Consider the following 24,522-nt stretch of genomic DNA (forward strand, 5'->3'; position numbering starts at 1 on the left):
TTCCTCCTCCGGGCCTTCTCAGCCCTCCCCCTCGCTCTGCACCAGCATCAGCGTGGCGAGCGGCGGCAATGTCAGCCGCGCAAGCCCGCCCGCCACCTCCACGGCGCCGAGATTTCCCACACCGGATCCGCCATAGGCGGCCGCGTCCGTGTTCACCACTTCCCGCCACGTGCCATCTGCCGGCATGGGAAGTTCGTAGCCGGTCAGCATTTGCGGCGTGAAGTTTGACACCACGACGACAGGCTTTTCCCCCGGTGCCTTTCTTTGCCAGGCATAGACCGAGTTTTCCGCGTCATCGGCCCTGAGCCATTCGAAACCCTCCGGCTCGCAATCGCGCGCATGCAGGGCCGGAAAGGTCCGGTAGGCCATGTTCAGGTCGCGCACGAGCTGGCGCACCCCGTCATGGGCGTGATGATCGACCAGATCCCAGTCGAGGCCGCGTGCCTCCGACCATTCGTTGCGCTGGGCGAACTCCTGCCCCATGAACAGCAGTTTCTTGCCCGGATAGCCCCACATGAAGCCGTAATAGGCGCGCAGCGTCGCGAATTTCTGCCAGTCGTCGCCCGCCATCTTGCCCAGCAGCGAGCCCTTGCCATGCACCACCTCGTCATGGCTGAGCGGCAGCACGAAATTCTCCGAAAAGGCATAGAGCAGACCGAAAGTAAGGTCGTTGTGGTGATATTTGCGGTGCACCGGATCGCGCTGGAGATAGGTCAGCGTGTCGTGCATGAAGCCCATGTTCCACTTGAAGCCGAAGCCCAGCCCCCCCTCATGCACCGGATGGGAGACTTTCGGCCAGGAGGTCGATTCCTCGGCGATCGTCATGATGCCGGGATGCGCGCCATAGACGGCGCGGTTCATGTCCTTGAGGAAGTCCACTGCTTCCAGGTTTTCCCGCCCGCCCTTCTCGTTGGGAATCCACTCCCCTTCCTTGCGCGAGTAGTCGAGATAGAGCATCGAGGCGACCGCATCGACGCGGAACCCGTCGACATGGTAGCGCTCGGCCCAGAACAGGGCGTTGTTGGTCAGGAAGGCCGCAACCTCGGTGCGTCCGAAATTGTAGATCGCCGTGTTCCAGTCCGGGTGGAACCCCTTGCGCGGATCCTCGTGTTCGTAAAGCGCGGTGCCGTCGAAACGGGCCAGGCCGTGCGCATCGGTGGGGAAATGCGCCGGCACCCAGTCGATCAGGATGCCGATGCCCGCCCGGTGCGCACCGTCGACGAAGCGGGCGAAGCCCTCCGGCGCGCCGAACCGGGCCGTAGGCGCATAAAGGCCGGTGGCCTGATAACCCCAGGACGGGTCGTAGGGATGTTCCGAGATGGGGAGAAACTCGATATGCGTGAAGCCCATTTCCACGCAATAGGGGATCAGCCGGTCGGCCAGTTCGTCCCAGGACAGGAACGAGCCGTCCATGCGCCGCTGCCAGGATCCCGCATGAACCTCATAGATCGAGATCGGCACCCGCCGCGCGTCTGTCTTTGCCCAATGCGCCCTGTGCGCGGCATCGCCCCATTCATGGCCCGGCGGGTCAGCGGTGATGGAGGCCGTGGCTGGCCGCAGTTCGGAGCGGAAGGCGAAGGGATCGGCCTTGAGCGGCAGCAGCCGGCCATCGGCGGCCACAATCTCGAACTTGTAGGGCTCGTCACGTCCCAGGTCTGCGACGAAGATTTCCCAGATGCCGGAATCGCGCCGGTGCCGCATCACATGGCGGCGTCCGTCCCAATGGTTGAAATGCCCGACCAGCGAGACGCGCCGCGCATTCGGCGCCCAGACGGCGAAATGCACCCCGCGCGCGCCCTCGTGGTCGATGACATGGGCGCCCAGCTTGTCGAACAGGCGCAGATGCGAGCCTTGCGCATGATAGAAATCGTCCATAGGACCGAGGACCGGGCCGAACGTATAGGGATCGGCGAAAACCCAGTCCTGCCCGTTGGCCTGCGCGCGATAGCGCAAGGGCTGGCGTGACGCGAGATCGACGCGCCCCTCGAAAAGGCCGTTTCCCAGGCTCGCCAGCACACCGGCCTCCGTCCCGCCCAGCGTCAGGGCGGTTACTGCTTCGGCGCCGGGAACAAATGTCCGGGCAAGGAAGCCGGCAGCGCTTTCGTGCAAGCCCAGCACGGCGAAGGGATCGGGATGCGAGGCATCGGCAATGGCGCGAATCTCCCGCTCGGTCAGGGGGGGCAACTGCTTGTCCTTGCCGGCCGTCTCGCGCCTTGCGGTCATCCGCTTTTCATCCCCCCGCCCTCGCCTTTCACGTCAATCCTCATGCCGCCGGCACGTTCCAGATGTCGCCGGCATATTGCCGGATCGTCCGGTCGGAGGAAAACCACCCGACCCGCGCCGTGTTCAGGATCGCCATGGCGGTCCAGTCGTCCGGCGACATCCATAGCCTATCCACCTCGCGCTGTGCTCGGCAATAGTCATCGAAATCATCGGTCACCATGAACCAGTCATGGCTGCGCAGGCCCGCGACCAGATCGCGGTAGCGCTCCGGGTCGTCGGGCGAAAACAGCCCGCCCTCGATGGCCGCCAGCGCCTGGCCCAGTTCCGGCGAGGCGGCGATATTGGCCTGCGGATCGCGCCCCTCGCCCTGGCGCCGCGCCACGTCGTCCGCTTTCAGGCCGAAGATGAAGATGTTGTCCGCGCCCACATGATCGCGGATTTCGACATTGGCGCCGTCCAGTGTGCCGATGGTCAGCGCGCCATTGAGCGAAAGCTTCATGTTGCCGGTGCCTGAAGCCTCCATGCCGGCCGTTGAAATCTGCTCCGACAGGTCGGCCGCCGGCACCATCACCTCGGCAGTGGAGACGTTGTAGTTCGGGACAAAGACCACCTTCAGCAACCCGTCGATGGACGGATCGTGATTGATGACCCGCGCCACGTCATGGGCCAGCTTGATGATCGTCTTGGCGTTGTGATAACTCGGCGCCGCCTTGCCGCCGAAAAGCTTGACGCGCGGCACCCAGTCGCGCTCCGGGTGCGAGCGCATCTGGTCCCACAGCGCCACCGCCTCGATGATGTTGAGAAGTTGGCGCTTGTATTCGTGAATGCGCTTGATCTGCACGTCGAACAGGGCCGAGGGGTCGATGCGCGTGCCTGTCCTGTCACGCACCAGGCGCGCCAGCCGCGCCTTGTTGTCACGCTTGATCGCGGCGAAACGCTCACGGAAGGCGGCATCGCCGGCCAGCGCTTCCAGGCCCTTGAGCGTTTCGGCATCGTCCATGATGGCGTCGCCCAGCGCCTCGCGCGCCAGATTGTAAAGGCCCGGATTGCACTGCATCAGCCAGCGGCGCGGCGTGATGCCGTTGGTCTTGTTGTTGATCCGGTCGGGATAGAGCCGGTGCAGGTCGGCGAACACCGTTTCCTTCATCAGATCGGTATGCAGCGCCGACACGCCATTGATCGAGTGCGATCCCATGAAGGCCAGCGTGCCCATGCGCACCCGACGCTCGCCATTCTCGTCGATCATGGAAAGCCGCGAGATCGTCTCGCCATCGATGCCCAGCTTGCGCGCGCGGCGCAGTTCGATGGCGTTGACGGCATAGACCAGTTGCATGTGGCGCGGCAGCATCCGCTCCATCAACGGCACCGGCCAGCTTTCAAGCGCCTCCGGCAGCAGCGTGTGATTGGTATAGGAGAAGACCGCGCGCGCCATGTCCCAGGCGTCCGCCAGCGTCCATTCGTGTTCGTCGATCAAGAGCCGCATCAGTTCCGCCACGGCGATGGCCGGATGCGTGTCATTGAGCTGGATGGCGACAAAATCGCCAAGGTTGCGCAGCGATCCATGCTGCTGGACATGGCGGCGCAGGATGTCCTGAAGGGAAGCCGACGAGAAGAAGAATTCCTGGCGCAGGCGCAATTCCTGCCCCGCGATATGGCTGTCGGCGGGATAGAGAACGCGCGTCAGCGCCTCGGCCTTGTTGCTCTCCTCGAGCGCGCCGATATGATCGCCCGCATTGAACTTGGCCAGCCGGATCGGGTCGATCGGCTTGGCCGCCCAGAGCCGCAGCGTGTTGACACGCCGGGCCCGCCAGCCCACCACGGGCGTGTCATAGGCCGTCGCGATGACGCGTTCCGCCGGCGCCCAGCGATAGGCCATCTCTCCGTCGGTGCGCTGGCCAACCGGCTCCACCGCGCCGCCGAAGCCCACCTCGTAGGAGCTTTCGCGCCGCTCGAATTCCCAGGGGTTGCCATGCTCCAGCCAGGTCTCGGGCAGTTCCACCTGCCAGCCGTCGGAGATTTCCTGCCGGAACAGGCCGTTCTGATAACGGATGCCGTAGCCATAGGCGGGGATGTCGACGCTCGCCATGGATTCCATGAAACAGGCCGCCAGGCGGCCAAGTCCGCCATTGCCGAGCGCCGCATCCGGTTCCAGTTCGGCAAGAATGTCGAAATCGGCACCGAGACGGGCCAGCGCCTGGCGCATCGCGCCCTGCAGTTCCAGGTTCGTCACCGCATCGCGCATCAGCCGGCCGATCAGGAATTCCAGCGACAGGTAGTAGACCCGCTTGGCATTGTCGCCATAGGCCCGCCGCGTCGAGGCCATCCAGTGGTCGATGATCCGGTCGCGGATGACGAGGATCGTCGCGGTCAGCCAGTCATGGCGCGTGGCGGCCTTGGCATCCTTGCCCGTGCCATAGGTCAGCTTGTCGATGATTTCGTTTGCCAGCGCCTCCGGCGTGACCGGACGCGGCTCGGGTTTGGGCAGCAGGTTCGGGTTCTCGATCATGGACATCACTGAAATTAAATCGATTTAAGGCGGAATGCTACATCAAGCTGCGGCCAATGTCAGCAGCCAAGTTTGCAGCGCACCCATGCACGGGCTATTCGAACGCATAGGGTATCGTGTTGCGCAGGTTCGGATCGACCGACAGCTTGCGCTTGAGCGGCGGCACCGCGCGCTGGTGGCAATTTCGCCGCTCGCAGATGCGGCAGGAAATGCCGATCGGCTCGAACGCCTCGTCGCGCGCCGTGTCGAGATCGTCGGCATAGACCAGTTCACCGGCATGGCTGATCTCGCAGCCCAGCGCCAATGCGTGGCGCTGCACAGGATCGCGAAACCCGCCGGCCCGCTTCGACACCGCCACGGCAAGGCACAGATAGCGCGCGCCATCGGGCGTTTCGGCCAGTTGCCGGATGATCCGCCCCGGCGTCTCGAAGGCACGATGCACGTTCCACAGCGGGCAGGCCGAACCGAAGCGCGCGAATTGCAGTTTCGTTGCCGAATGGCGCTTGGTGATCGTACCGGCCTGGTCGACGCGGGCGAAGAAGAAGGGCACGCCCTTGGCGCCGGGCCGCTGCAAGGTGGATAGCCGGTGGCCGACCTGCTCGATGGAGGCGCCGAACCGGTCGGCCAGCAGGTCGAGATCGTGGCGCAATTCCCGCGCGGCGGAAGCGAACTGGCCATAGGGCAGCATGGCCGCACCGGCAAAGTAGTTGGCCAGCCCGATCCGGCAGATCGCCCGCGCATCCGCCGAGCGGAAGTCGGCGCGCTCGATGATCTGGCGCAAGATCGCATCGTGCTCCAGCAGGCCGATCTGGTGAGCGATCTGGAAGGCGTTGGTGGCAGGATCCGCCCGCCCGTTCAGCGTCAGCACCCGCGCGGCCGGATCGAACCGCCTGAGCGGAGCCGGCCCGCCGGCCGGATCGGCCGACATCATCACGCGCACCCGGTGGCGCCGCTCGATGTGATCGGCCATCAGCCGCACCCGGTTGCGCGTCTGCCCGCTCATGCCCTCGGCCAGCGCTTCCGCCGCAAGGTCGAGTTCGTGAACATAATTGTCGATATAGTGGAAGAAGTCGCGCACCTCGTCATAGGGCGTCGGCTCGCTCATCGCGCCGGCCCGCTCCAGCGTGTCATCCAGTTCCGCCAATTGCTCGCCCGCCCGGCGCAAGGCCTGGTGCATGGAGAGAAATGCCCGCGCCAGCCCCGGCGCGTTCTGGACAACCAGTTGCAGGTCGGCGGCCGTCGGCTGCTGGCCGGAAAACAGCGGATCGGCCAGCGCCTCGGCCATGTCCGCCAGGATCCTGTCGCCGTCGTTTTCGGACAGCGAGGCGATATCCACCGCGAAATTTTCGGCCAGCGCCAGCAGCACGGCCGCCGTCAGGTGGCGCTGGTTGTTCTCGATCTGGTTTAGATAGCTGGTGGAAATGCCGAGTTGACCGGCGAAGGCGGCCTGGGTCAACCCCTGGCGGATTCGGATGTCGCGGATTTTCCGGCCGGCAAACAGTTTTCGGGCGCGCATTGTTCGCAACTTCGCTTTCTGCAAATCACAATTTTACTCGTTTCACTTTGTCACTTTTTCAACCCTGCCGGAACCCCCTCCAATGGCGTATGCAACCGGAGCAGACCATCCGGAGGAGTTTTCATCGCCATGACGCTGTTTTCCGCCCTTCACCGGGGCCATGAGACAGGCCTTGCCCGCGCCGCGCTTGCCGCACTGGCCGGCTCGCTGCTGCTCACCCTGTCCGCAAAGGTCCAGGTTCCGTTCTGGCCTGTGCCCATGACCATGCAGACCTTCGTCGTGATCGGCCTTGGCCTGGCGCTCGGGCCCCGTCTCGGCCTTGCCGCCGTCGCACTCTACCTTGCCCAGGGCGCCGCGGGCCTGCCCGTCTTCGCCGGCACGCCGGAAAAGGGCATCGGCCTCGCCTACATGGCCGGCCCGACGGGCGGATACCTCGCCGGCTATCTCCTTGCCGCCTTCGTGGCCGGGCATCTCGCGGCACGCGGTTGGGACCGCACCCCGCTGGCAGCCTTCGCCGCGGCGCTTGTGGCCGGAGCGCTCATCTACCTGCCGGGTCTTGCCTGGCTCGGCACCATCATCGGCTGGGACAAGCCCGTCCTCGCCTTCGGCCTCTGGCCCTTCGTTTATGGTGACATCCTCAAGGCCGCGCTTGCCGCCGCCGCCTTTCCGGCCGCCTGGACCTGGCTCAAGAACAAGGGAATCGCGTGATGCAGGACATTCTCGATCAACTCGAAAAGCACCGCGAACAGGCCCGCCTCGGTGGCGGCCAGAAGCGCATCGACGCCCAGCACGCCAAGGGCAAGCTGACCGCGCGCGAACGCCTCGACATCCTTCTCGATGAAGGGTCGTTCGAGGAATACGACATGTACAAGACCCACCGCTGCACCGATTTCGGCATGGCCGATTCGAAAATCTCGGGCGACGGCGTGGTCACCGGCTGGGGCACGGTCAACGGCCGCCCGGTCTATGTCTTCTCCCAGGATTTCACCGTCTTCGGCGGCTCGCTGTCGGAAACCCATGCCGAGAAGATCTGCAAGATCATGGATCTGGCCGTCCAGAACGGCTGCCCCGTGATCGGGCTGAACGATTCGGGCGGCGCCCGCATCCAGGAAGGCGTCGCCTCGCTGGGCGGCTATGCCGAGGTGTTCTGGCGCAATGTGCAGGCATCCGGCGTCGTGCCGCAGATCTCGGTCATCATGGGCCCCTGCGCCGGCGGCGCGGTCTATTCGCCCGCCATGACCGACTTCATCTACATGGTGAAGGACACGTCCTACATGTTTGTCACCGGACCGGACGTGGTGAAGACCGTGACCAACGAGATCGTCACCGCCGAGGAACTGGGCGGCGCTTCGACACACACCCGCAAGTCGTCCGTTGCCGACGGCTCCTTCGAGAATGACGTGGAGGCGCTGCTGGAAGTCCGCCGCATGGTCGATTTCCTGCCGCTCTCCTCGCGCGAGAAGCCGCCGGTCCTGCCGACATCCGACAGCCCGGACCGTGTCGAAATGGCGCTCGACACCATCATCCCGGACAATCCGAACAAGCCCTATGACATGCACGAGGTGATCGCCAGGATCGCCGACGAGGGCGACTTCTTCGAGATCCAGAAGGACCACGCGAAGAACATCCTGTGCGGCTTCATCCGGCTGAACGGCTCCACCATCGGCGTCGTCGCCAACCAGCCCATGGTGCTGGCCGGCTGCCTCGACATCGACAGTTCCAAGAAGGCCGGGCGTTTCGTGCGTTTCTGCGACGCCTTCAACATTCCCATCCTCACGCTGGTCGACGTGCCGGGCTTCCTGCCGGGCGTCAGCCAGGAATATGGCGGCATCATCAAGCATGGCGCCAAGCTGCTCTTCGCCTACGCCGAGGCGACCGTGCCGAAAGTCACCGTCATCACCCGCAAGGCCTATGGCGGCGCCTATGACGTGATGAGTTCCAAGCACATCCGCGCCGATGTCAATTATGCCTGGCCGACCGCGCAGATCGCCGTGATGGGCGCCAAGGGTGCCACCGAGATCCTCTACCGCTCCGAACTGGGCGACCCGGACAAGATCGCCGCGCGCACGAAGGAATATGAAGACCGCTTCGCCAATCCCTTCGTGGCGGCCGAACGCGGCTTTATCGACGAGGTCATCATGCCCCATTCGACCCGCCGCCGGGTGTTGCGCGCCTTCGAGATGCTCAAGACCAAGACCGTCGAGCAGCCGATGAAGAAGCACGACAACATTCCGCTGTGAGCCGACAGGCCGGCGAGGAGATCCACCGATGCCCAGACTGCCTGACATGACCAAGCATCGCGGCTTTCCCTCCGGCCTGCCGGGAACGGGGCTGCAATTCACCATCCGCCGGGCCAACCCGAAGGGCGTTGCGAAGATTTTCGAGCGCGCCCGCAACCGGGACCGCGCCGAGGTGGAGAAGCTCGCCGACACCGCCTTCCTGCACGCACTCTGGCACCACTTCGGCGCGGAGCCTTTCGAGCGCGGCAATCTCGACGCCGGGCGCATCAACTGGCTGTTCGGGCGCGAGGTCGTCCCGGCGGAGACACCGTTCGATCCGCAATCCTACGAGGCCATGCTCAGGATCAACGAGGACGTGGCGCGCCGCACCATGCCCGAAGCCTTCGCCGACGTGCTGGAGGTGTGATGAATCCGGCCTGCACCGACATGACAATTCCGGGCGCGCTGATCCGCAGCCCGCGAGGGGAGAGAAACTGATGTTCAAGAAAATCCTGATCGCCAATCGCGGCGAGATCGCCTGCCGCGTGATCAAGTCGGCCAAGAAGATGGGTATCGCCACCGTGGCCGTCTATTCCGACGCCGACCGCGACGCCGAGCACGTCAAGATGGCCGACGAGGCCGTCCATATCGGCCCCCCGCCGGCTGCCCAGTCCTACCTGCTGGCTGACCGGATCATCGCCGCCTGCAAGCAGACGGGCGCCGAGGCCGTGCATCCGGGTTACGGCTTCCTGTCGGAACGCGCCTCCTTCTGCGAAGCGCTTGAACGCGAAGGCATCGTCTTCATCGGCCCGAAGGTGAAGGCCATCGAGGCCATGGGCGACAAGATCACCTCCAAGAAGATCGCGGCCGAAGCCGGCGTCAGCACCGTGCCCGGCTACATGGGCCTGATCGACGATGCCGACCACGCCGTGAAGATCGCCTCCGAGATCGGCTATCCGGTGATGATCAAGGCATCCGCCGGCGGTGGCGGCAAGGGCATGCGCATTGCCTGGAACGACGCCGAGGCCCGTGAAGGCTTCGACCGCTCCAAGTCGGAAGCCGCCTCCTCCTTCGGCGACGACCGCATCTTCATCGAGAAATTCGTGGTCGAGCCGCGCCATATCGAGATCCAGGTGCTGGCCGATGCCCATGGCAACTGCATCTATCTGAACGAGCGCGAATGCTCCGTGCAGCGGCGCAACCAGAAGGTCGTCGAGGAAGCCCCCTCGCCCTTCCTCGACGAAACCACCCGAAAGGCCATGGGCGAGCAGTCCGTGGCGCTGGCAGAGGCCGTGGACTACCAGTCCGCCGGCACGGTGGAATTCATCGTCGACAAGGACCGCAACTTCTACTTCCTGGAGATGAACACCCGCCTCCAGGTCGAGCACCCCGTTACCGAACTCATCACTGGCGTCGATCTGGTGGAGCAGATGATCCGCATCGCCGCCGGCGAGAAGCTGGACCTGAAGCAGGCGGATATTTCCATCAACGGCTGGGCCATCGAGAGCCGCCTTTACGCCGAGGATCCCTATCGCAACTTCCTGCCCTCCATCGGCCGGCTGACGCGCTACCGTCCGCCGGAAGAAGGCCGCCACGGCGACCACATCGTGCGCAACGATACCGGCGTCACCGAGGGCTCCGAGATCTCCATGTTCTACGACCCGATGATCGCCAAGCTGTGCACCTGGGCACCGACGCGCGAAAAGGCCGTCGATGCCATGGCCGATGCGCTGGACCGCTTCGAGGTGGAGGGCATCGGCCACAACCTGCCCTTCTGCGCGGCCCTGATGCAGCATCCGCGCTGGCGCGAGGCGCGGCTGTCCACCGCCTTCATCGCCGAGGAATATCCCGACGGCTTCGAGAACGCCGCGCCCGATCCGGCCACCGCGGAGCGCTTCGCCGTTGTCGCCGCCGTGCTCCAGCGCATTGCCGACGAGCGCCGCGCCGGCATTTCCGGCGCCCGCTTCAACCAGTCCAACGAGGACGCGCGTACCCGCCGCGTCGCCGTGGTGGCGCGCACCGACTATCCGCTCTCCATCACGCAGGATGGCGATGTCTTCACCGTCACGGTGGAAGGCAGCAAGGCGGTCACCGTCAGCACCCGCTGGCGCCCCGGCGACCGGCTGGCCGATCTTGCCATCGCCGGCCAACGCCACGCGGTAAAGGTCGAGCGCACGCCGGGTGGGTTCCGCCTGCGCCAGCGCGGTCTCGATGCCAGGGTGCTGGTGCTCAATCCGCGCGCCGCCGAACTGAACAGGCTGATGCCGGAAAAGGCCGCGCCCGACACCTCCAACCTGCTGCTCTGCCCGATGCCGGGACTCATCGTCTCCATCGCCGTGGAGGAAGGCCAGGAAGTGCAGGAGGGCCAGACACTGGCCATCGTGGAAGCCATGAAGATGGAAAACGTGCTGCGTGCCGAGAAGAAGGCCGTGGTGAAAACAATTCCCGTCAAGCCGGGCGACAGCCTCGCCGTGGACGAGATCATCATGGAGTTCGAGAAGTGAGCAAGACCACCCGCGACTGGATCGACCTCGCCACGAAGGATCTGAAGGGCACGGATCCTTCGGCGCTGAACTGGGAAACGCCGGAAGGCATCACTGTCAGGCCGCTCTACACGGCGGACGACCTGCCGCAGGGCGCGGCCGTCGAACTGCCCGGCTTCGCACCCTTCACCCGCGGCGTGCGCTCCACCATGTATGCCGGCCAGCCCTGGACGATCCGCCAATATGCCGGCTTCTCCACGGCGGAGGAAAGCAACGCCTTCTACCGCAAGAACCTCGCCGCCGGTCAGAAGGGCCTGTCCGTCGCCTTCGATCTGGCCACCCATCGCGGCTATGATTCCGATCATCCCCGTGTGGTCGGCGATGTCGGCAAGGCCGGTGTCGCCATCGACACGGTGGAGGACATGAAGATCCTCTTCGACGGCATTCCGCTGGACCGGATGAGCGTGTCCATGACCATGAATGGCGCGGTCATTCCGGTGCTCGCCATGTTCATCGTCGCCGGCGAGGAGCAGGGCGTGGACCGCAAGGCCCTGTCCGGCACCATTCAGAACGACATTCTCAAGGAGTTCATGGTCCGCAACACCTACATCTATCCGCCGGAACCTTCCATGCGGATCATCGCGGACATCATCGGCTATACCGCCAGCGAGATGCCGAAGTTCAACTCGATCTCGATTTCCGGCTATCACATGCAGGAGGCCGGCGCGACGCTGGCCCAGGAACTGGCCTACACGCTGGCCGACGGCATGGAATATGTGCGCGCCGCCATGGCACGCGGGCTGGACGTGGACGCCTTCGCCGGTCGTCTTTCGTTCTTCTTCTGCATCGGCATGAACTTCTTCATGGAGGCCGCAAAGCTGCGCGCCGCGCGCCAGATGTGGGCGAAGATCATGACGGATTTCGGCGCGAAGTCCGAGCGCTCGAAGATGCTGCGCACCCATTGTCAGACCTCCGGCGTGTCGCTGACCGAGCAGGATCCCTACAACAATGTCGTGCGCACCGCCTTCGAGGCCATGAGCGCCGTGCTCGGCGGCACCCAGTCGCTGCACACCAATTCCTTCGACGAGGCCATCGCCTTGCCGACGGAATTCTCGGCCCGCATCGCCCGCAACACCCAGCTCATCCTCCAGCACGAGACAGGCGTGACCAAGGTCGTCGATCCGCTCGGCGGCTCCTACTATGTCGAGGCGCTGACGAAGGATCTGGCCGACCAGGCCTGGGCGCTGATCGAGGAGGTGGAATCCATGGGCGGCATGACGAAAGCCGTGGAAGCCGGCCTGCCCAAGATGCGCATCGAGGAAGCCGCCGCACGCCGCCAGGCCCGCATCGACCGGGGCGAGGACGTGATCGTCGGCGTCAACAAGTTCCGCCTCGAAGACGAGACGCCGATCGACATTCTCGACATCGACAACGCGAAGGTACGCACCGCGCAGGTTGCCCGCCTGGGGCGCGTGCGCGCCACCCGCAATGCCGATGCCTGCAAGGCGGCGCTGGAAAGGCTTGAACAGGTCGCCCGCTCCGGCGAGGGCAATCTCCTGGAAGCCGCCGTCGAGGCCGCGCGCCAGCGCGCCTCGCTGGGCGAGATTTCCGACGCCATGGAGCGCGCCTTCACCCGCCACCACGCGACGACGCGCGTCATCTCCGGCATCTATGGCGAGGCCTACAAGGACGATCCGGAGATGGCCGCGCTGAAGGAGCGCATCGGCGCGCTGAAAAGCGAACTTGGCAAGGCGCCCAATGTTCTCGTTGCCAAGATGGGCCAGGACGGCCACGACCGCGGCGCCAAGGTCATCGCCACCGCCTTTGCCGACATGGGCTTCGACGTAGCCATGACCGACATGTTCGAAACGCCCGAGGAAGTGGCTTCCAAGGCCATTGCCGGCAAGGTCGACGTGGTCGGTGTCTCGTCGCTGGCAGCCGGACATAAGACTTTGGTTCCGCAACTCATTGCCAAGTTGAAGGAAGGCGGCGCAGACGACATCATCGTGGTCTGCGGCGGGGTGATCCCCGAACAGGATTACGACTTCCTGCGCGAGGCCGGCGTGGCCGAGATCTTCGGCCCCGGAACGAATGTCATCGACGCGGCGCAAGCCGTGCTGGGGCAGGTGGCCGGCCTGCGCCGCAACCGTTGAAGTTTCACGGGCCGGGTTCGCCGGTCCCGCTGTCATCTGGAGGAGAGGCCATGACGCATAGCCGATATCACGACGTCTACGAGGGCTGGAAAAAGGACCCGGAGGGCTTCTGGGCCAGCGCGGCCGGCGAAATCGACTGGTTCAAGACGTGGGACAAGGTCTTCGATGCCGAATCCGGCGCCTATGGCCGCTGGTTTCCCGGCGCCGAGTGCAACACCTGCCATAATGCGGTTGACCGCCATGTCGCGGGCGGGCGCGCCGATCAGGTTGCGCTCATCTATGACAGCCCGATCACCGGAGCCCTGAAGAAGTTCACCTATGCCGAACTCAAGGCGGAGGTGGAGGCCCTGGCGGCCGTGCTGCGCGACAAGGGCGTGGCCAAGGGCGACCGCGTTCTCATCTACATGCCCATGGTGCCCGAAGCCGCCTTCGCCATGCTGGCCGTTGCGCGCCTCGGCGCCATCCATTCCGTGGTCTTCGGCGGCTTTGCCGCCAACGAGTTGAAGACGCGCATCGACGATTGCGCGCCCAAGGCCATCATTTCCGCGTCCTGCGGCATCGAGCCGGGCCGGGTCATCGCCTACAAGCCGCTGCTCGACAAGGCCATCGAACTCTCCGCCAACAAGCCGGAAAGCTGCATCATCGTGCAGCGCGAGCAGCAGCCCTGCGACCTGACCGAGGGCCGCGATACCGACTACCGCGCCGCCGTCGAGGCCCACAAGTCGGCCGGAACGCAAGTCGATTGTGTTTCCGTTGCCGCCACCGATCCGCTCTACATCCTCTACACCTCCGGCACGACCGGCCAGCCCAAGGGCGTGGTCCGCGACAATGGCGGCCACATGGTGGCGCTCAACTGGTCGATGAAGGCGCTTTACAACGTCGATGCTGGCGAGACCTTCTGGGCGGCATCGGATGTCGGCTGGGTCGTCGGCCATTCCTACATCGTCTACGGTCCGCTCATCAAAGGCTGCACCACCATCCTTTTCGAGGGAAAGCCGGTGGGCACGCCCGATCCCGGCACGTTCTGGCGGGTCATCGCCGACCACAAGGTCGCCTCCTTCTTCACCGCGCCGACCGCCTTCCGCGCCATCAAGAAGGAAGATCCGAACGGCGAATACCTGAAGAAATACGACATCTCGTCGCTGCGTGTTCTCTATCTGGCAGGCGAGCGCGCCGACCCGGACACCATCGTCTGGGCGCAGGACCAGCTCGGCGTGCCCGTGATCGACCATTGGTGGCAGACCGAAACCGGCTGGTGCATGGCCGGCAACCCGGTCGGCCTTGGCGCCCTGCCCGTCAAGCTCGGCTCGCCCACCGTGGCACTGCCGGGCTATGACATCCAGGTGATCGACGATGCCGGCCACCCGCTGCCCGACGGCACGCTGGGCAATATCGTGGTCAAGCTTCCGCTGCCGCCCGGCTGCCTGCCGACCCTGTGGAACGCCGAGCAGCGTTTCAGGGACGCCTATCTCACGGAGTTTCCCGGCTACTACAAGACCGCCGACGCGGGCATCAAGGATGAGGATGGCTATCTCTTCATCATGGCGCGCACCGATGACATCATCAATGTCGCCGGCCACCGCCTGTCCACCGGCGGCATGGAAGAAGTGATCGCCTCCCACCCGGATGTCGCCGAATGCGCGGTGATCGGCATCGCCGACAAGCTCAAGGGCCAGATGCCGGTCGGCTTCATCATCCTCAAGGCCGGCGTCAACCGCCCGAAGGAGGAGATCGAAGCCGAGGTGGTCAGGCTGGTGCGCGAGAAGATCGGCCCGGTGGCGGCCTTCAAGACCGCGCTGACCGTCGATCGCCTGCCCAAGACCCGCTCGGGCAAGATCCTGCGCGGCACGATGCAGAAGATCGCCGATGGCGAGCAGTGGAACATGCCGGCGACCATCGACGATCCTGCCATCCTGGAAGAGATCACCGATACGCTGACCGGCCGCAAGGTGGGCGTTTTCGGCTGAGGCGCGGCCGGACCGCGAAAACATGCTCAGGGCCGTTCCTGCCGGGGACGGCCCTTTCCCATGCAGGCAGACATTTTCCTTCGCCGGCACGGGATCCGGCGCGTCTGCCCGAAATTCGACAAAAGCGGCGAATACGGGCATGGTCCCGTGGGACACGCCGGCACAGGATGCCGGCACAAATGACATGAGAGGGCTTCCCAGATGAAAAAGATCATTGCCGTCATGGCTGTCGCCGGGCTTGCTGCCGGCTGCACGACCGACCCCTATACCGGCCAGCAGAAGGCCTCCAACACGGCCATCGGCACGGCCCTTGGCGCCGGCGTCGGCGCGCTCGCCGGCGCGGCCGTGGGTGGCTCGCGGGTGGCCCAGCGCAATGCCGTGCTCATCGGCGCGGGCATCGGTGCGCTCGCCGGCGCGGGCATCGGCAACTACATGGACCGGCAGGAAGCGGAACTGCGCGCGCAATTGCAGGGAACCGGCGTGTCGGTGACGCGCGTGGGCAATGACATCATCCTGAACATGCCCTCCAACATCACTTTCGCCACCGATCAGGACCAGGTCCAGCCTGCCTTCTACCAGACGCTGAACTCGGTCGCCCTGGTGCTGCAGAAGTTCAACCAGACCCTTGTCGATGTCTATGGCCACACCGATTCCACCGGCGACGACCAGTACAACCTTTCCCTGTCGCAGCGCCGTGCCAGTTCGGTGGCCAGCTACCTGAGCGCGCAGGGCGTGGATGGCCGCCGCTTCTATATTGCCGGCCTCGGCGAAAGCCAGCCCGTCGCCTCCAATGCCACGCCGGAAGGCCGCGCGCTGAACCGCCGGGTTGAGATCAAGCTGGTGCCGATCACCCGGGGCTGATCCGGTTTTCGATTTCGAACTCGAGAACGGCGCGCCGGCATGGGTGCGCCGTTTTCATTTGCCCTGCGCCTGCCGGGCGCTTGATGCGGCGCCCGCCTCTGTGTACAGCCTCGGGCAACTCCCGCGACGAGGCACGCCCATGCAAACCATCACCATCGCCCGACCCGACGACTGGCACCTGCACCTGCGCGACGGCGCCATGCTGGAAGGCGTGCTGCCGCACACATCGGCCGATTTCGCCCGCGCCATCGTCATGCCGAACCTCGTGCCGCCGGTGGTGACCTCCGCCGATGCCCGCGCTTATCGCGAGCGCATCATGGCAGCCCTGCCCGCGGATCACGACTTTACGCCGTTGATGACGCTCTACCTCACCGAAGGCACGGATCCCGACGATGTCGCCTCGGCCCATGAAAGCGGCCTCGTCACCGCGGTCAAGCTCTATCCCGCCGGTGCGACCACCAATTCCCAGTCGGGCGTGCGCAACATCGAAAAGGTCTATCCGGTGCTGGAGCGCATGGCCGAAACCGGCATGCCGCTTTGCGTTCATGGCGAGGTCACCAACGCCGATATCGACATTTTCGACCGCGAGGCGGTGTTCATTGACCGCGTGCTGGACCCGCTGCGCCGCCGCATTCCGGGCCTGCGCGTGGTCATGGAACACATCACCACGCAGGACGGCGCCGACTATGTGGCCGCCGATAGGTCCGGCAACCTGGCTGCCACGATCACCACCCATCACCTGATCATCAACCGCAATGCCATTCTGGCCGGCGGCATCCGCCCGCACTACTATTGCCTGCCGGTCGCAAAACGCGAGACGCATCGCCTGGCCCTGCGCAAGGCCGCGACGAGCGGCGACAACCGCTATTTCCTTGGCACCGACTCCGCGCCTCATGTCGACCCGCTCAAGGAATGCGCCTGCGGCTGCGCCGGCATCTTCTCGGCTACCAACACGCTTTCCTGCCTTGCCCATGTCTTCGAGGAGGAAAACGCGCTGGACCGGCTGGAGGCCTTTGCGTCGTTGAACGGCCCGGCCTTCTACCGCCTGCCCGTCAATGCCCGGACCATCACCCTGGAGCGCAGGGAAAACCCGGTCGCTTTCCCGGCCAGAATCGAGACCGGAGCCGGCCCGGTCACGCTGTTCGACCCGATGTTCCCGCTTCACTGGGCCGTGCGCGGCAGCGCGAACACCCCCGATTGAGCAAGTCCGGCGCTCAGTGTTTGCCGGCAAAGACCAGGCTCTGGTCGATCTCGTCGGCAACCTTGGCAAGCAGGCGCAACAACTCTTCCTGCTCGCTTGCCGTCAGGCAGGCCATGGTTTTTTCGTTCCGGCGCTTGGCGCTGGCCACCATGCGGCGGTAGAGATCGCGTCCGGCGGGGGTAACCCACAGGCTGAGCGCCCGCTGGTCCCTTCTGTCCGGTGCTGAGCGCATCAGCCCGCGTTCGGTCAACGCCTTGACGATGCGCGACAATTGTCCCTTGTCCATGGACAGCGCCCGGGCGATGTCCGAAAAGGGTGCCGGATTCATGGCCGCCGCAAGGCCAAGCACACGCCACTCGTTGAGGCGCAGGCCGTATTGCGAAAGCGACCATTGCTGACCGGACTTGTCGCTGGCCGCCGCCAGCCGTGCAAGCCGGAATGACATCAGGTCCCGGATATCGATGCTTGCCGCGGCTCCATCCTCCCCCTCTGGCGGAGCCAAGGCATTCTTGTTGGCAAGATCCAAGTGTTTCCTCCCAAAAACACTGATCAGGAACAGTAGCACGTCGTTTCCGTGCCGTAAAATGCTGACAGGACTTGTAAAATGCTGCGGGGCACCATTTCCGGCAATGGCAGGGCAAGCCGGCGCCCGGCGAGGCCGGAATGTGAACCGTTTCGGAAAAACCGGTTGCCCTGGGGCATTGAGGCAACCGGCTTTCCCTGAAACGCGGCGACTGTTGATCGCCACGAAGAGACTATCAAAAACCGGCCCTGGCGCCTGTGACCGCGATCACAGGCACTTGCGGTCCTCGGCAATTCCGGCGAAAGTGAATGCCAACGCGCCCGGAATTGCATGAAAACAACGGGATAGAGCATTGGAGCGGTTCAGCGAATGGCGTGGGGAGCGCTCTCGCGGAAAGCCCTGGCCGATGGATCAGGCGGGCGGGACGGGCGGCACGGAGAAGAAATGAACGATCAACCGCGGATGCCGCGCGCGCCCATACTCGAATGCCTCGATGACGGCTGGATCGCGAAACTGAAATCCGTCTGGGTGCCGATCCGCTTCCAGCCGCAGGAAACCGTGGTGGATTTTGACGATGCGAGCGCCGATGTCTATCTGATCGCCACGGGCCAGGTGCGGGCCATCCTGCGGGTCGCTGTCGGCAAGGAGATCATTCTGGGTGAATTGGGGCCCGGCCAGCTTTTCGGCGAACTGGCGGCGCTGGATGGCAAACCGCGCTCGGCCAGCCTGACGGCGCTTGTGCAGACCGATGTCTTCCGCATCCCGGAACCGGTCTTCCGGCAGATGCTGGAGGAATCGCCGCGCCTTTGCCGCCACCTGCTTGTCACACTGTCGGAGCGCACGCGCGACCTCACCCGCCGCATCGCGGAATTGTCTTTCCTCGACACCCGCCACCGGCTCTACAACACGCTGTTGCGGCTTTCACGCAAGCGCACCGGCAATGACGAACAGCGCATCATCTCGCCGCCCGTCATTCATGCCGACCTTGCCGAACGCATCGGTGCCAGCCGCGAGGCGGTCTCGCGCGAAATGTCAAAGCTGGCCAAGGAAGGGCTGCTTGAACGGACCCGCGGCGCCATCATCCTGGCGCGCCCTGACGAATTGTCGCGGCGCATTTCCTCGACGCTGCAACTCTAGAGTATCCGTATTGATCAAGCTGGATTTGGCGCCCATTTCCTATCCTGTTTTATGAGTGTGTTTGCCAGCTCGATGAGCTTTCGCATGATAGCCGTTAAAGCGACTTTTGCTGGCTTTCCGGCTTTGCGCATCGCATTGTATTTCTGTTTCATGTCTGGATTGAAGCGGGTAGCGACGAGTGCGGGCATGTAGAGCGCGTCACGCAGGAATTTACGGCCACCCTGAATGAAGGCCTTGCCTCGCCATTGGCCCGATTGTCGGGTCATCGGGGCGAGCCCGGCAAGGCTGGCGGCTTGTTTGCGGTCCATCGCGCCGATTTCCGGGCACTCGATGAGGATGGTGGCTGCAACAACGGACCCGAGGCCGGGAATGGATTGCAGGATGTCGAGGGAGCGGGCCTGATCCCGCGACAGCCTGCTGGCGATCTCGGCGTCGATGGCTTTGAGCTGCCTGTCGAGCAAAGCCAGCTGCACTTTCGCCTGACGTCTGAGCAGGGAGAGCGTCTGGGTGGCAAGCCGGTTCTTCAGCCGCGTGCGCGCTTTGATCATGGCGGTGCGCGCGACCTGCAACTGTTTGAGATCATGGTGATCTTCGCTGGCAGGGCTGTCCGGTTGCAGATCCAGCGCCTCGCCCATCAAAGCCAGTACATGCGCGTCAACCGCATCGGTCTTGGCACGGGTTCCGCGGGCCTGGGCAAAGCGGCGGGCCTGTAACGGATTGACCTTCACCAAGGGCAGATCGCCAGAGCAGCGTTTCTCAAGCAGGCCATGATAAGCCCCCGTTGCCTCGTAGATCACCAGATCGGGCTGACTTGAACCGACCCAGCGCTTGAACGCAGTCAATCCCGCCGCCGAGTTCTCGAACCGGGCTGTCTGACCGGTCGCCGGACGGCAAACGTCAAGATGGGCTTTTGAGATGTCGATACCGATGCTATCTTTCATGGTCTTCGCGTGTCCTATGCTTGTCATGCAGGGCCAGAAGCCGCTGCGTATCCGTTCAGGCCTCATGCGAAGACGGTGGCCGATCACACTCTAGAACGGTCCATCGACGTCACTGTCCATGACCAAGCCGTTCGCGATCCAACCACCGCCACTGCCTGCCGTTTGAGCCGGCGGCAGTGGCTCCACCTTCGCAGAGAAGGCGGAAGAATCATAAGACAAGCGGAAATCCGGCTCAGTCCTTGCGCCACGCCGCGCCCTTGCCCGGCTTGCCCTTTCCGCCCGGCTTTGCGGCGCCGCCATGCTTGGCCGGCTTGCCACCCTTCGGCCGGAAATCGCCCTTGCCCGGGCCGCTCCGGGCCGGCTTGTCGCCGAAATCCTCGCGCGCCCGCTTGGCCCTGAACGGCCGTTCGCCGGGTCCGCCCTGTCCGGCCCCGCCTTCGCCGTCAAACGGGCGCTTGCGGTGGCGGCCTTTGTCACGGCCCTCGCCGCCTTCCCCCTCGTGGGTCGCGCGCAGGGCCTGGCGTTCCCGCTTGCCGGGGCGCTTGCCATCCTGCCAATCCTTCGCCCCGGCCTTCGGATATCCGCCCTTGCGGTCCTGCGGCTTGCCGCCCTTGCGATGCGGCCGGCGCGGCTCCGCATCCGGCCCCTCGCCATCGGCGGGCACGATACGGGCACCCTTGTCCAGCACCCCGGCCCTGGCCACGGCTGCGGCGAAGGCGTCTGCCGCGCCCGTTTCGATCTCGAACCGCGTTTCATGGTCAAGAATGCGGATGGAACCGACAGCCGCGCGCGTCACGCCGCCAGCCTTGCAGATGATCGGCAGGATCCAGCGCGGCTCTGCCGCCTGCTTGCGCCCGATGGACAGCGAGAACCAGCGCCCGTCGGTGAAACGCGTGCTCGGACGCTCGCCCACCTCCTTGCGCGGCGGCAGGTCCGGCACCGCGTTGACTTCTTCCGGCGTCGGCATCGCCGCACGCTGCGCCCGGATCCATGCGGCCGCGATCTGCCTTGCGTCATTGCTTTCAAGCAGACGGTCCACCAGCACCGCCTCGTCCTGGTCGATGGGTGCCGAAAGCGCGGCGTCGCCCATCATGCGTTCCACCTGCAACGCATCCACGGCATCGGCTTCGGGCACGGCCATGAACTGCGCATTCACGCGCGCCGCCTTGAGCACGCGTTCGGCGCTGCGGCGGCGGTGATGCGGCGCGACGACAACCGAAACGCCCTTGCGGCCCGCCCGGCCCGTCCGGCCGGAGCGATGCAGCAGCGTTTCCGGGTTGCCCGGCAGGTCGGCATGGATGACGAGATCGAGATTGGGCAGGTCGATGCCACGCGCGGCGACATCCGTCGCCACGCAGACCCGCGCCCGGCCGTCGCGCATGGATTGCAGCGCATTGCTGCGCTCGGCCTGTGTCAGCTCTCCCGACAGGGCCACGACGGAAAAGCCGCGATTGGTCAGCCGCGAGGCCAGATGGCGCACCGCTTCGCGGGTCTGGCAGAAAATGATCGTGTTCTTGGAATCGAACCACAGCAGCGTGTTGACGACCGCATGGTCGCGCTCGTCCGGCCGCACCGGCATGACGCGGTAGTCGATATCGGCATGACGGTCTTCCTTGGACGCCAGGGCGATGCGCACAGCGTCGCGCTGATAGGTCCGCGCCAGCCTCTCGATGGGCGGTGCCACCGTGGCGGAAAAGAGAAGCGTACGCCGGTCGGTGGGCGCGGATTCGAGAATGAATTCCAGATCGTCCTTGAAGCCCAGATCCAGCATCTCGTCGGCCTCGTCCAGAACGGCGGCCTTGAGATGCGACAGGTCGAGCGAGCCTCGGGTGATGTGGTCGCGCAAGCGGCCGGGTGTACCGACGACGATATGCGCCCCTTCGCCCAGCGCGCGGAATTCGCGCCGGTAGTCCATGCCACCGATGCAGGAGGCAAAGCGCGCGCCGGTATCGGCGTAAAGCCATTCCAGTTCGCGGCGCACCTGCATGGCCAGTTCGCGCGTCGGCGCGATGGCCAGCGCCTGCGGCAGTGTATCCTCGCCCATGCGTTCGCCATCGGCCAGCAGCAGCGGTGCCAGCGCCAGCCCGAAAGCCACGGTCTTGCCGGACCCCGTCTGCGCCGAGACGAGCAGGTCGGCACCCAGCGCGCGCTCTTCCAGCATCGCGCCCTGCACGGGGGTAAGCGCGGAATAACCGCGGGCCTCAAGCGCTGCGCGCAACGGCGCGGCGATGGTATCGGGTAGTGTCATCAATTGAAGGCTTTCGGAAATGGCCGGGAGCGATGCAAGCCGGCAGGGGCGAACAGCGCCCGTATCGTTGCCAGCCTCTTATGCCGGATCCGCGCCTTCGTCAATGGTTTTGGGGCCGGTCCGGCAAGGAGGCACCGGACCGGCCACGGCCTGGCTGTCATCAGGCGTTCTGTTTGATGGAGCGGTTCTGCATGCCGGCGAGGTCGGCGGCCGACGGTGCAAGACCTGGCGTTTCGGCCGGACCACGCGTTGCGGCGGCAAAGACCACGCGGTTCCGCCCCGCTTCCTTGGCATCGTAGAGTGTGCGGTCGGCAAGTGCGAGATCGCGGTCGAAATCGCCGCTCATCTGCACGACACCGGCGGAGAAGGTCACCGCATGCCCTTCGAGGATCGGTTTGGCTTCCACCGCCTTGCGCGCCCGGTTCATGGCCTCGATGGCTTCCGCCGCGCAGGACCGGCGCAGCAGCACGACGAATTCCTCGCCGCCCCATCGCGCCAAGAGGTCAGCCGATCGCAGGCTGTTGCGCAGCGTTCCCGCGACGTCGCGCAGCACGCGGTCGCCGGTCTCATGGCCAAAGGTGTCGTTGATCGACTTGAAGCGGTCGATGTCGAGAATGGCGAGCACCGCTGGCTTTTCCGCCGCAACGGCAGCAAGGAATGCGCGCCGGTTGGCCAGACCGGTCAGGGCGTCGGTGCTGGCCTGCCGCTCCACATCTGCCAGCAGGCTGTCAACCTTGCCGATGGACCAGCGCGCCGCATCGGCAAGCCGGCCGACCTCATCGGCCGACTGATGCGCGATGGGCAGGTGTTCACGCCGCTCCGCAAAGGCCTCCAGCGCGTGAGCGACGGCCACGACCGGGCGCAATTCGCGGTGCAGGAGCAGGATCGCCACCGCCGTTCCCGCCACTGTGGCAAGCGTCAGCCCGCCAAGCGCCGCGTAATCGACGGCGCGCGCCTGCACGGCACCGTGGATCACCGCGAAAATCAGCGGAAGATGCACACAGACAAAGGTGGTCAGGAAGAGGCGGGCGATGAAGTGATTTCGAAAGAAACGCATGGAGGATCGGGAACCTGGGAATTCTGTCATTGACGGCATGCCGGCAGCGAGCCGGCCGGCGCAGTGCTCGGCCCGGTTGAACGGATGGCTGCACACAGGACCGGCAGCCGCTCAGGGAAAATCGCTCTGGACATGCCGGCAAGGGTCGGACCCGACCTTGGACAAACGGGTGTTGCCACCGGCCTTTCCGAGAAACCATATCCGTCCGAAAAAAGCGTTTTCTTGCTTGCTAAGATTCTAATCTTTTGCCGATTCCGCGTTTTTCTGGCGATTGGATGTGCCCGGCGCCGTGCCTTCGAGTTTGGCGATGATTCCCAGCATCACCTCATCGGCTCCACCACCGATGGAGGCAAGACGGCCGTCGCGGAAGGCGCGGGAAACCGGATTGTCACGCGTATAACCCATGCCGCCCCAGTATTGCAGGCAGGAATCGGCCACTTCGCGCATCAGCCGGCCGCATTTCAGCTTGGCCATGGACGCCAGCCGCGTGACGTCCTTTCCGGCAACATATTGCTCCACCGCCGACCATGTCAGCGCCCTGAGCGCCTCCACCTCCGTGCGCAGTTCGCCCAGCCGGAAATGGACGACCTGGTTGTCGAGCACCGGCTTGCCGAACACCGTGCGTTCGCGGGTATAGTCGATGGTCAGGTCGATCAGCCGGTCCAGCGCCTTGATGGTGTTGGCCGCCGCCCACAGCCGCTCCTCCTGGAATTGCAGCATCTGGTATGTGAAGCCCATGCCCTCCTGGCCGATCAGATTCGATGCCGGCACGCGCACCTCGTCGAAGAAGAGCTGCGCGGTATCGGAGGAATTCATGCCGATCTTGTGGATCTTCTGCCGGCTGATGCCCTTGGCGTCCATTGGCACCACGATCAGCGACTTGTTGCGATGCACCGGGCCATCCGAGGTGTTGGCCAGCAGGCAGCACCAGTCGGCTTTCATGCCGTTGGTTATCCACATCTTGGTCCCGTTGATCACGAAATCGCCGCCATCGCGCCGTGCCGATGTCTTCACAGCGGAAACGTCCGACCCGCCGCCCGGCTCCGACACGCCGAGGCAGGCCACCATGTCGCCCGCGATTGTCGGCGCCAGCCAGGCTTTCTTGAGGTCTTCGGTGGCAAAGCGGTTGAGAGCCGGCGTGGCCATGTCGGTCTGGACACCGATGGCCATGGGAACCCCGCCACAGGCGATGAGGCCCAATTCTTCCGCCATGACCATGGAATAGGAGAAATCCAGCCCCAGGCCGCCATGCGCCGGATCGTATTTTATGCCGAGCAGCCCGAGATCGCCGAGCTTCCTGAAAAGCATGTGCGAGGGAAATTCCTCCGCCTCCTCCCAGGCGTCGACATGCGGGTTGATCTCCGTCTCCACGAAACGGGAAACGGTGTGGCGCAAGGCGTCATGTTCCGGCGTGAAAAGCATGGTTTTCCTCCCTCGACCGGCCGCCCGCATTCGGGTTCGGACGGAAAAATCACGTTGACGTAAAC

17 protein-coding genes are annotated in these 24,522 nt (G+C 64.8%); 9 read left to right on the top strand and 8 right to left on the bottom strand.

Features of this window, described 5'->3' with window-relative positions; all coding sequences use genetic code 11:
- Positions 1-18 precede the first annotated feature (18 nt).
- The 3 genes from glgB to R3D65_RS13450 all read right to left on the bottom strand — a co-directional run bounded on the left by glgB (position 19) and on the right by R3D65_RS13450 (position 6,245).
- Positions 19-2,223 (bottom strand): 1,4-alpha-glucan branching protein GlgB, encoded by a 2,205-nt coding sequence (glgB, locus tag R3D65_RS13440; RefSeq protein WP_371275751.1) that lies wholly within the window; start codon positions 2,221-2,223, stop codon positions 19-21.
- Positions 2,224-2,263: 40 nt separating this feature from the next.
- Entirely contained in the window at positions 2,264-4,735 is a 2,472-nt protein-coding gene (locus R3D65_RS13445; protein WP_371275752.1) for a glycogen/starch/alpha-glucan phosphorylase, read from the bottom strand.
- A gap of 88 nt (positions 4,736-4,823) precedes the next feature.
- Entirely contained in the window at positions 4,824-6,245 is a 1,422-nt protein-coding gene (locus R3D65_RS13450; RefSeq protein ID WP_371275753.1) for a short-chain fatty acyl-CoA regulator family protein, read from the bottom strand.
- Positions 6,246-6,374: 129 nt separating this feature from the next.
- On the opposite strand from R3D65_RS13450, the gene R3D65_RS13455 reads away from it, so the two are divergent.
- The 8 genes from R3D65_RS13455 (at position 6,375) to pyrC (ending at position 17,129) form a co-directional block, all read left to right on the top strand.
- A complete protein-coding gene (locus tag R3D65_RS13455; protein ID WP_371275754.1) occupies positions 6,375-6,953 on the top strand; it encodes a biotin transporter BioY in 579 nt (192 codons plus the stop codon).
- Positions 6,953-8,485, top strand: a complete 1,533-nt coding sequence (locus R3D65_RS13460) for an acyl-CoA carboxylase subunit beta (RefSeq protein WP_371275755.1) — start codon at positions 6,953-6,955, stop codon at positions 8,483-8,485. Before R3D65_RS13455 ends, R3D65_RS13460 begins: the two co-directional genes overlap by 1 nt.
- 28 nt (positions 8,486-8,513) lie before the next feature.
- A complete protein-coding gene (locus R3D65_RS13465) occupies positions 8,514-8,891 on the top strand; it encodes a hypothetical protein (protein WP_371275756.1) in 378 nt (125 codons plus the stop codon).
- Positions 8,892-8,961: 70 nt separating this feature from the next.
- Positions 8,962-10,968, top strand: coding sequence for an acetyl-CoA carboxylase biotin carboxylase subunit (locus tag R3D65_RS13470; RefSeq protein ID WP_371275757.1), 2,007 nt, complete (start codon positions 8,962-8,964; stop codon positions 10,966-10,968).
- Entirely contained in the window at positions 10,965-13,100 is a 2,136-nt protein-coding gene (gene scpA, locus R3D65_RS13475) for a methylmalonyl-CoA mutase (RefSeq protein WP_371275758.1), read from the top strand. Before R3D65_RS13470 ends, scpA begins: the two co-directional genes overlap by 4 nt.
- 50 nt (positions 13,101-13,150) lie before the next feature.
- Positions 13,151-15,067 (top strand): propionyl-CoA synthetase, encoded by a 1,917-nt coding sequence (locus tag R3D65_RS13480; RefSeq protein WP_371275759.1) that lies wholly within the window; start codon positions 13,151-13,153, stop codon positions 15,065-15,067.
- Positions 15,068-15,268: 201 nt separating this feature from the next.
- Positions 15,269-15,928: an OmpA family protein gene (locus R3D65_RS13485; protein WP_371275760.1), complete on the top strand. Its 660-nt coding sequence runs from the start codon at positions 15,269-15,271 to the stop codon at positions 15,926-15,928.
- 139 nt (positions 15,929-16,067) lie between these two features.
- On the top strand, positions 16,068-17,129 hold the full coding sequence (gene pyrC, locus R3D65_RS13490) for a dihydroorotase (RefSeq protein ID WP_371275761.1): 1,062 nt from the start codon (positions 16,068-16,070) through the stop codon (positions 17,127-17,129).
- Between the two features lie 13 nt (positions 17,130-17,142).
- On the opposite strand, the gene R3D65_RS13495 is transcribed toward pyrC, so the two are convergent.
- The gene (locus tag R3D65_RS13495; RefSeq protein WP_371275762.1) at positions 17,143-17,655 is read right to left on the bottom strand and encodes a MarR family winged helix-turn-helix transcriptional regulator; all 513 of its coding nucleotides are present in this window, start codon (positions 17,653-17,655) and stop codon (positions 17,143-17,145) included.
- 441 nt (positions 17,656-18,096) lie between these two features.
- Between R3D65_RS13495 and R3D65_RS13500 the strand changes: the two genes are divergently transcribed.
- The gene (locus R3D65_RS13500; protein WP_371275763.1) at positions 18,097-18,789 is read left to right on the top strand and encodes a Crp/Fnr family transcriptional regulator; all 693 of its coding nucleotides are present in this window, start codon (positions 18,097-18,099) and stop codon (positions 18,787-18,789) included.
- Positions 18,790-18,803: 14 nt separating this feature from the next.
- Here R3D65_RS13500 and R3D65_RS13505 read toward each other — a convergent pair whose 3' ends face one another.
- From R3D65_RS13505 to R3D65_RS13520, 4 genes are all read right to left on the bottom strand, one after another.
- Entirely contained in the window at positions 18,804-19,730 is a 927-nt protein-coding gene (locus R3D65_RS13505) for an IS110 family transposase (RefSeq protein WP_371274385.1), read from the bottom strand.
- A 232-nt stretch (positions 19,731-19,962) separates the two neighbouring features.
- Positions 19,963-21,978, bottom strand: a complete 2,016-nt coding sequence (locus tag R3D65_RS13510; protein WP_371275764.1) for a DEAD/DEAH box helicase — start codon at positions 21,976-21,978, stop codon at positions 19,963-19,965.
- Positions 21,979-22,138: 160 nt separating this feature from the next.
- Positions 22,139-23,035 carry a diguanylate cyclase gene (locus R3D65_RS13515; RefSeq protein WP_371275765.1) on the bottom strand — a complete coding sequence of 299 codons (897 nt, stop codon included), beginning with the start codon at positions 23,033-23,035 and terminating at the stop codon, positions 22,139-22,141.
- A gap of 237 nt (positions 23,036-23,272) precedes the next feature.
- Entirely contained in the window at positions 23,273-24,457 is a 1,185-nt protein-coding gene (locus R3D65_RS13520) for an acyl-CoA dehydrogenase family protein (RefSeq protein ID WP_371275766.1), read from the bottom strand.
- Positions 24,458-24,522 lie beyond the last annotated feature (65 nt).

It is taken from the genome of Zhengella sp., assembly GCF_041397485.1.
GTDB lineage: Bacteria > Pseudomonadota > Alphaproteobacteria > Rhizobiales > Rhizobiaceae > Zhengella.

Coding starts and splice junctions, on each gene's coding strand:
- R3D65_RS13455 (WP_371275754.1), top strand. CDS start 6,375: ATGACGCTGTTTTCCGCCCTTCACCGGGGCCATGAGACAGGCCTTGCC.
- R3D65_RS13450 (WP_371275753.1), bottom strand. CDS start 6,245: ATGCGCGCCCGAAAACTGTTTGCCGGCCGGAAAATCCGCGACATCCGA.
- R3D65_RS13445 (WP_371275752.1), bottom strand. CDS start 4,735: ATGTCCATGATCGAGAACCCGAACCTGCTGCCCAAACCCGAGCCGCGT.
- glgB (WP_371275751.1), bottom strand. CDS start 2,223: ATGACCGCAAGGCGCGAGACGGCCGGCAAGGACAAGCAGTTGCCCCCC.
- R3D65_RS13515 (WP_371275765.1), bottom strand. CDS start 23,035: ATGCGTTTCTTTCGAAATCACTTCATCGCCCGCCTCTTCCTGACCACC.
- R3D65_RS13480 (WP_371275759.1), top strand. CDS start 13,151: ATGACGCATAGCCGATATCACGACGTCTACGAGGGCTGGAAAAAGGAC.
- R3D65_RS13510 (WP_371275764.1), bottom strand. CDS start 21,978: ATGACACTACCCGATACCATCGCCGCGCCGTTGCGCGCAGCGCTTGAG.
- R3D65_RS13505 (WP_371274385.1), bottom strand. CDS start 19,730: ATGAAAGATAGCATCGGTATCGACATCTCAAAAGCCCATCTTGACGTT.
- R3D65_RS13470 (WP_371275757.1), top strand. CDS start 8,962: ATGTTCAAGAAAATCCTGATCGCCAATCGCGGCGAGATCGCCTGCCGC.
- pyrC (WP_371275761.1), top strand. CDS start 16,068: ATGCAAACCATCACCATCGCCCGACCCGACGACTGGCACCTGCACCTG.
- R3D65_RS13465 (WP_371275756.1), top strand. CDS start 8,514: ATGCCCAGACTGCCTGACATGACCAAGCATCGCGGCTTTCCCTCCGGC.
- R3D65_RS13485 (WP_371275760.1), top strand. CDS start 15,269: ATGAAAAAGATCATTGCCGTCATGGCTGTCGCCGGGCTTGCTGCCGGC.
- R3D65_RS13520 (WP_371275766.1), bottom strand. CDS start 24,457: ATGCTTTTCACGCCGGAACATGACGCCTTGCGCCACACCGTTTCCCGT.
- R3D65_RS13460 (WP_371275755.1), top strand. CDS start 6,953: ATGCAGGACATTCTCGATCAACTCGAAAAGCACCGCGAACAGGCCCGC.
- R3D65_RS13500 (WP_371275763.1), top strand. CDS start 18,097: ATGAACGATCAACCGCGGATGCCGCGCGCGCCCATACTCGAATGCCTC.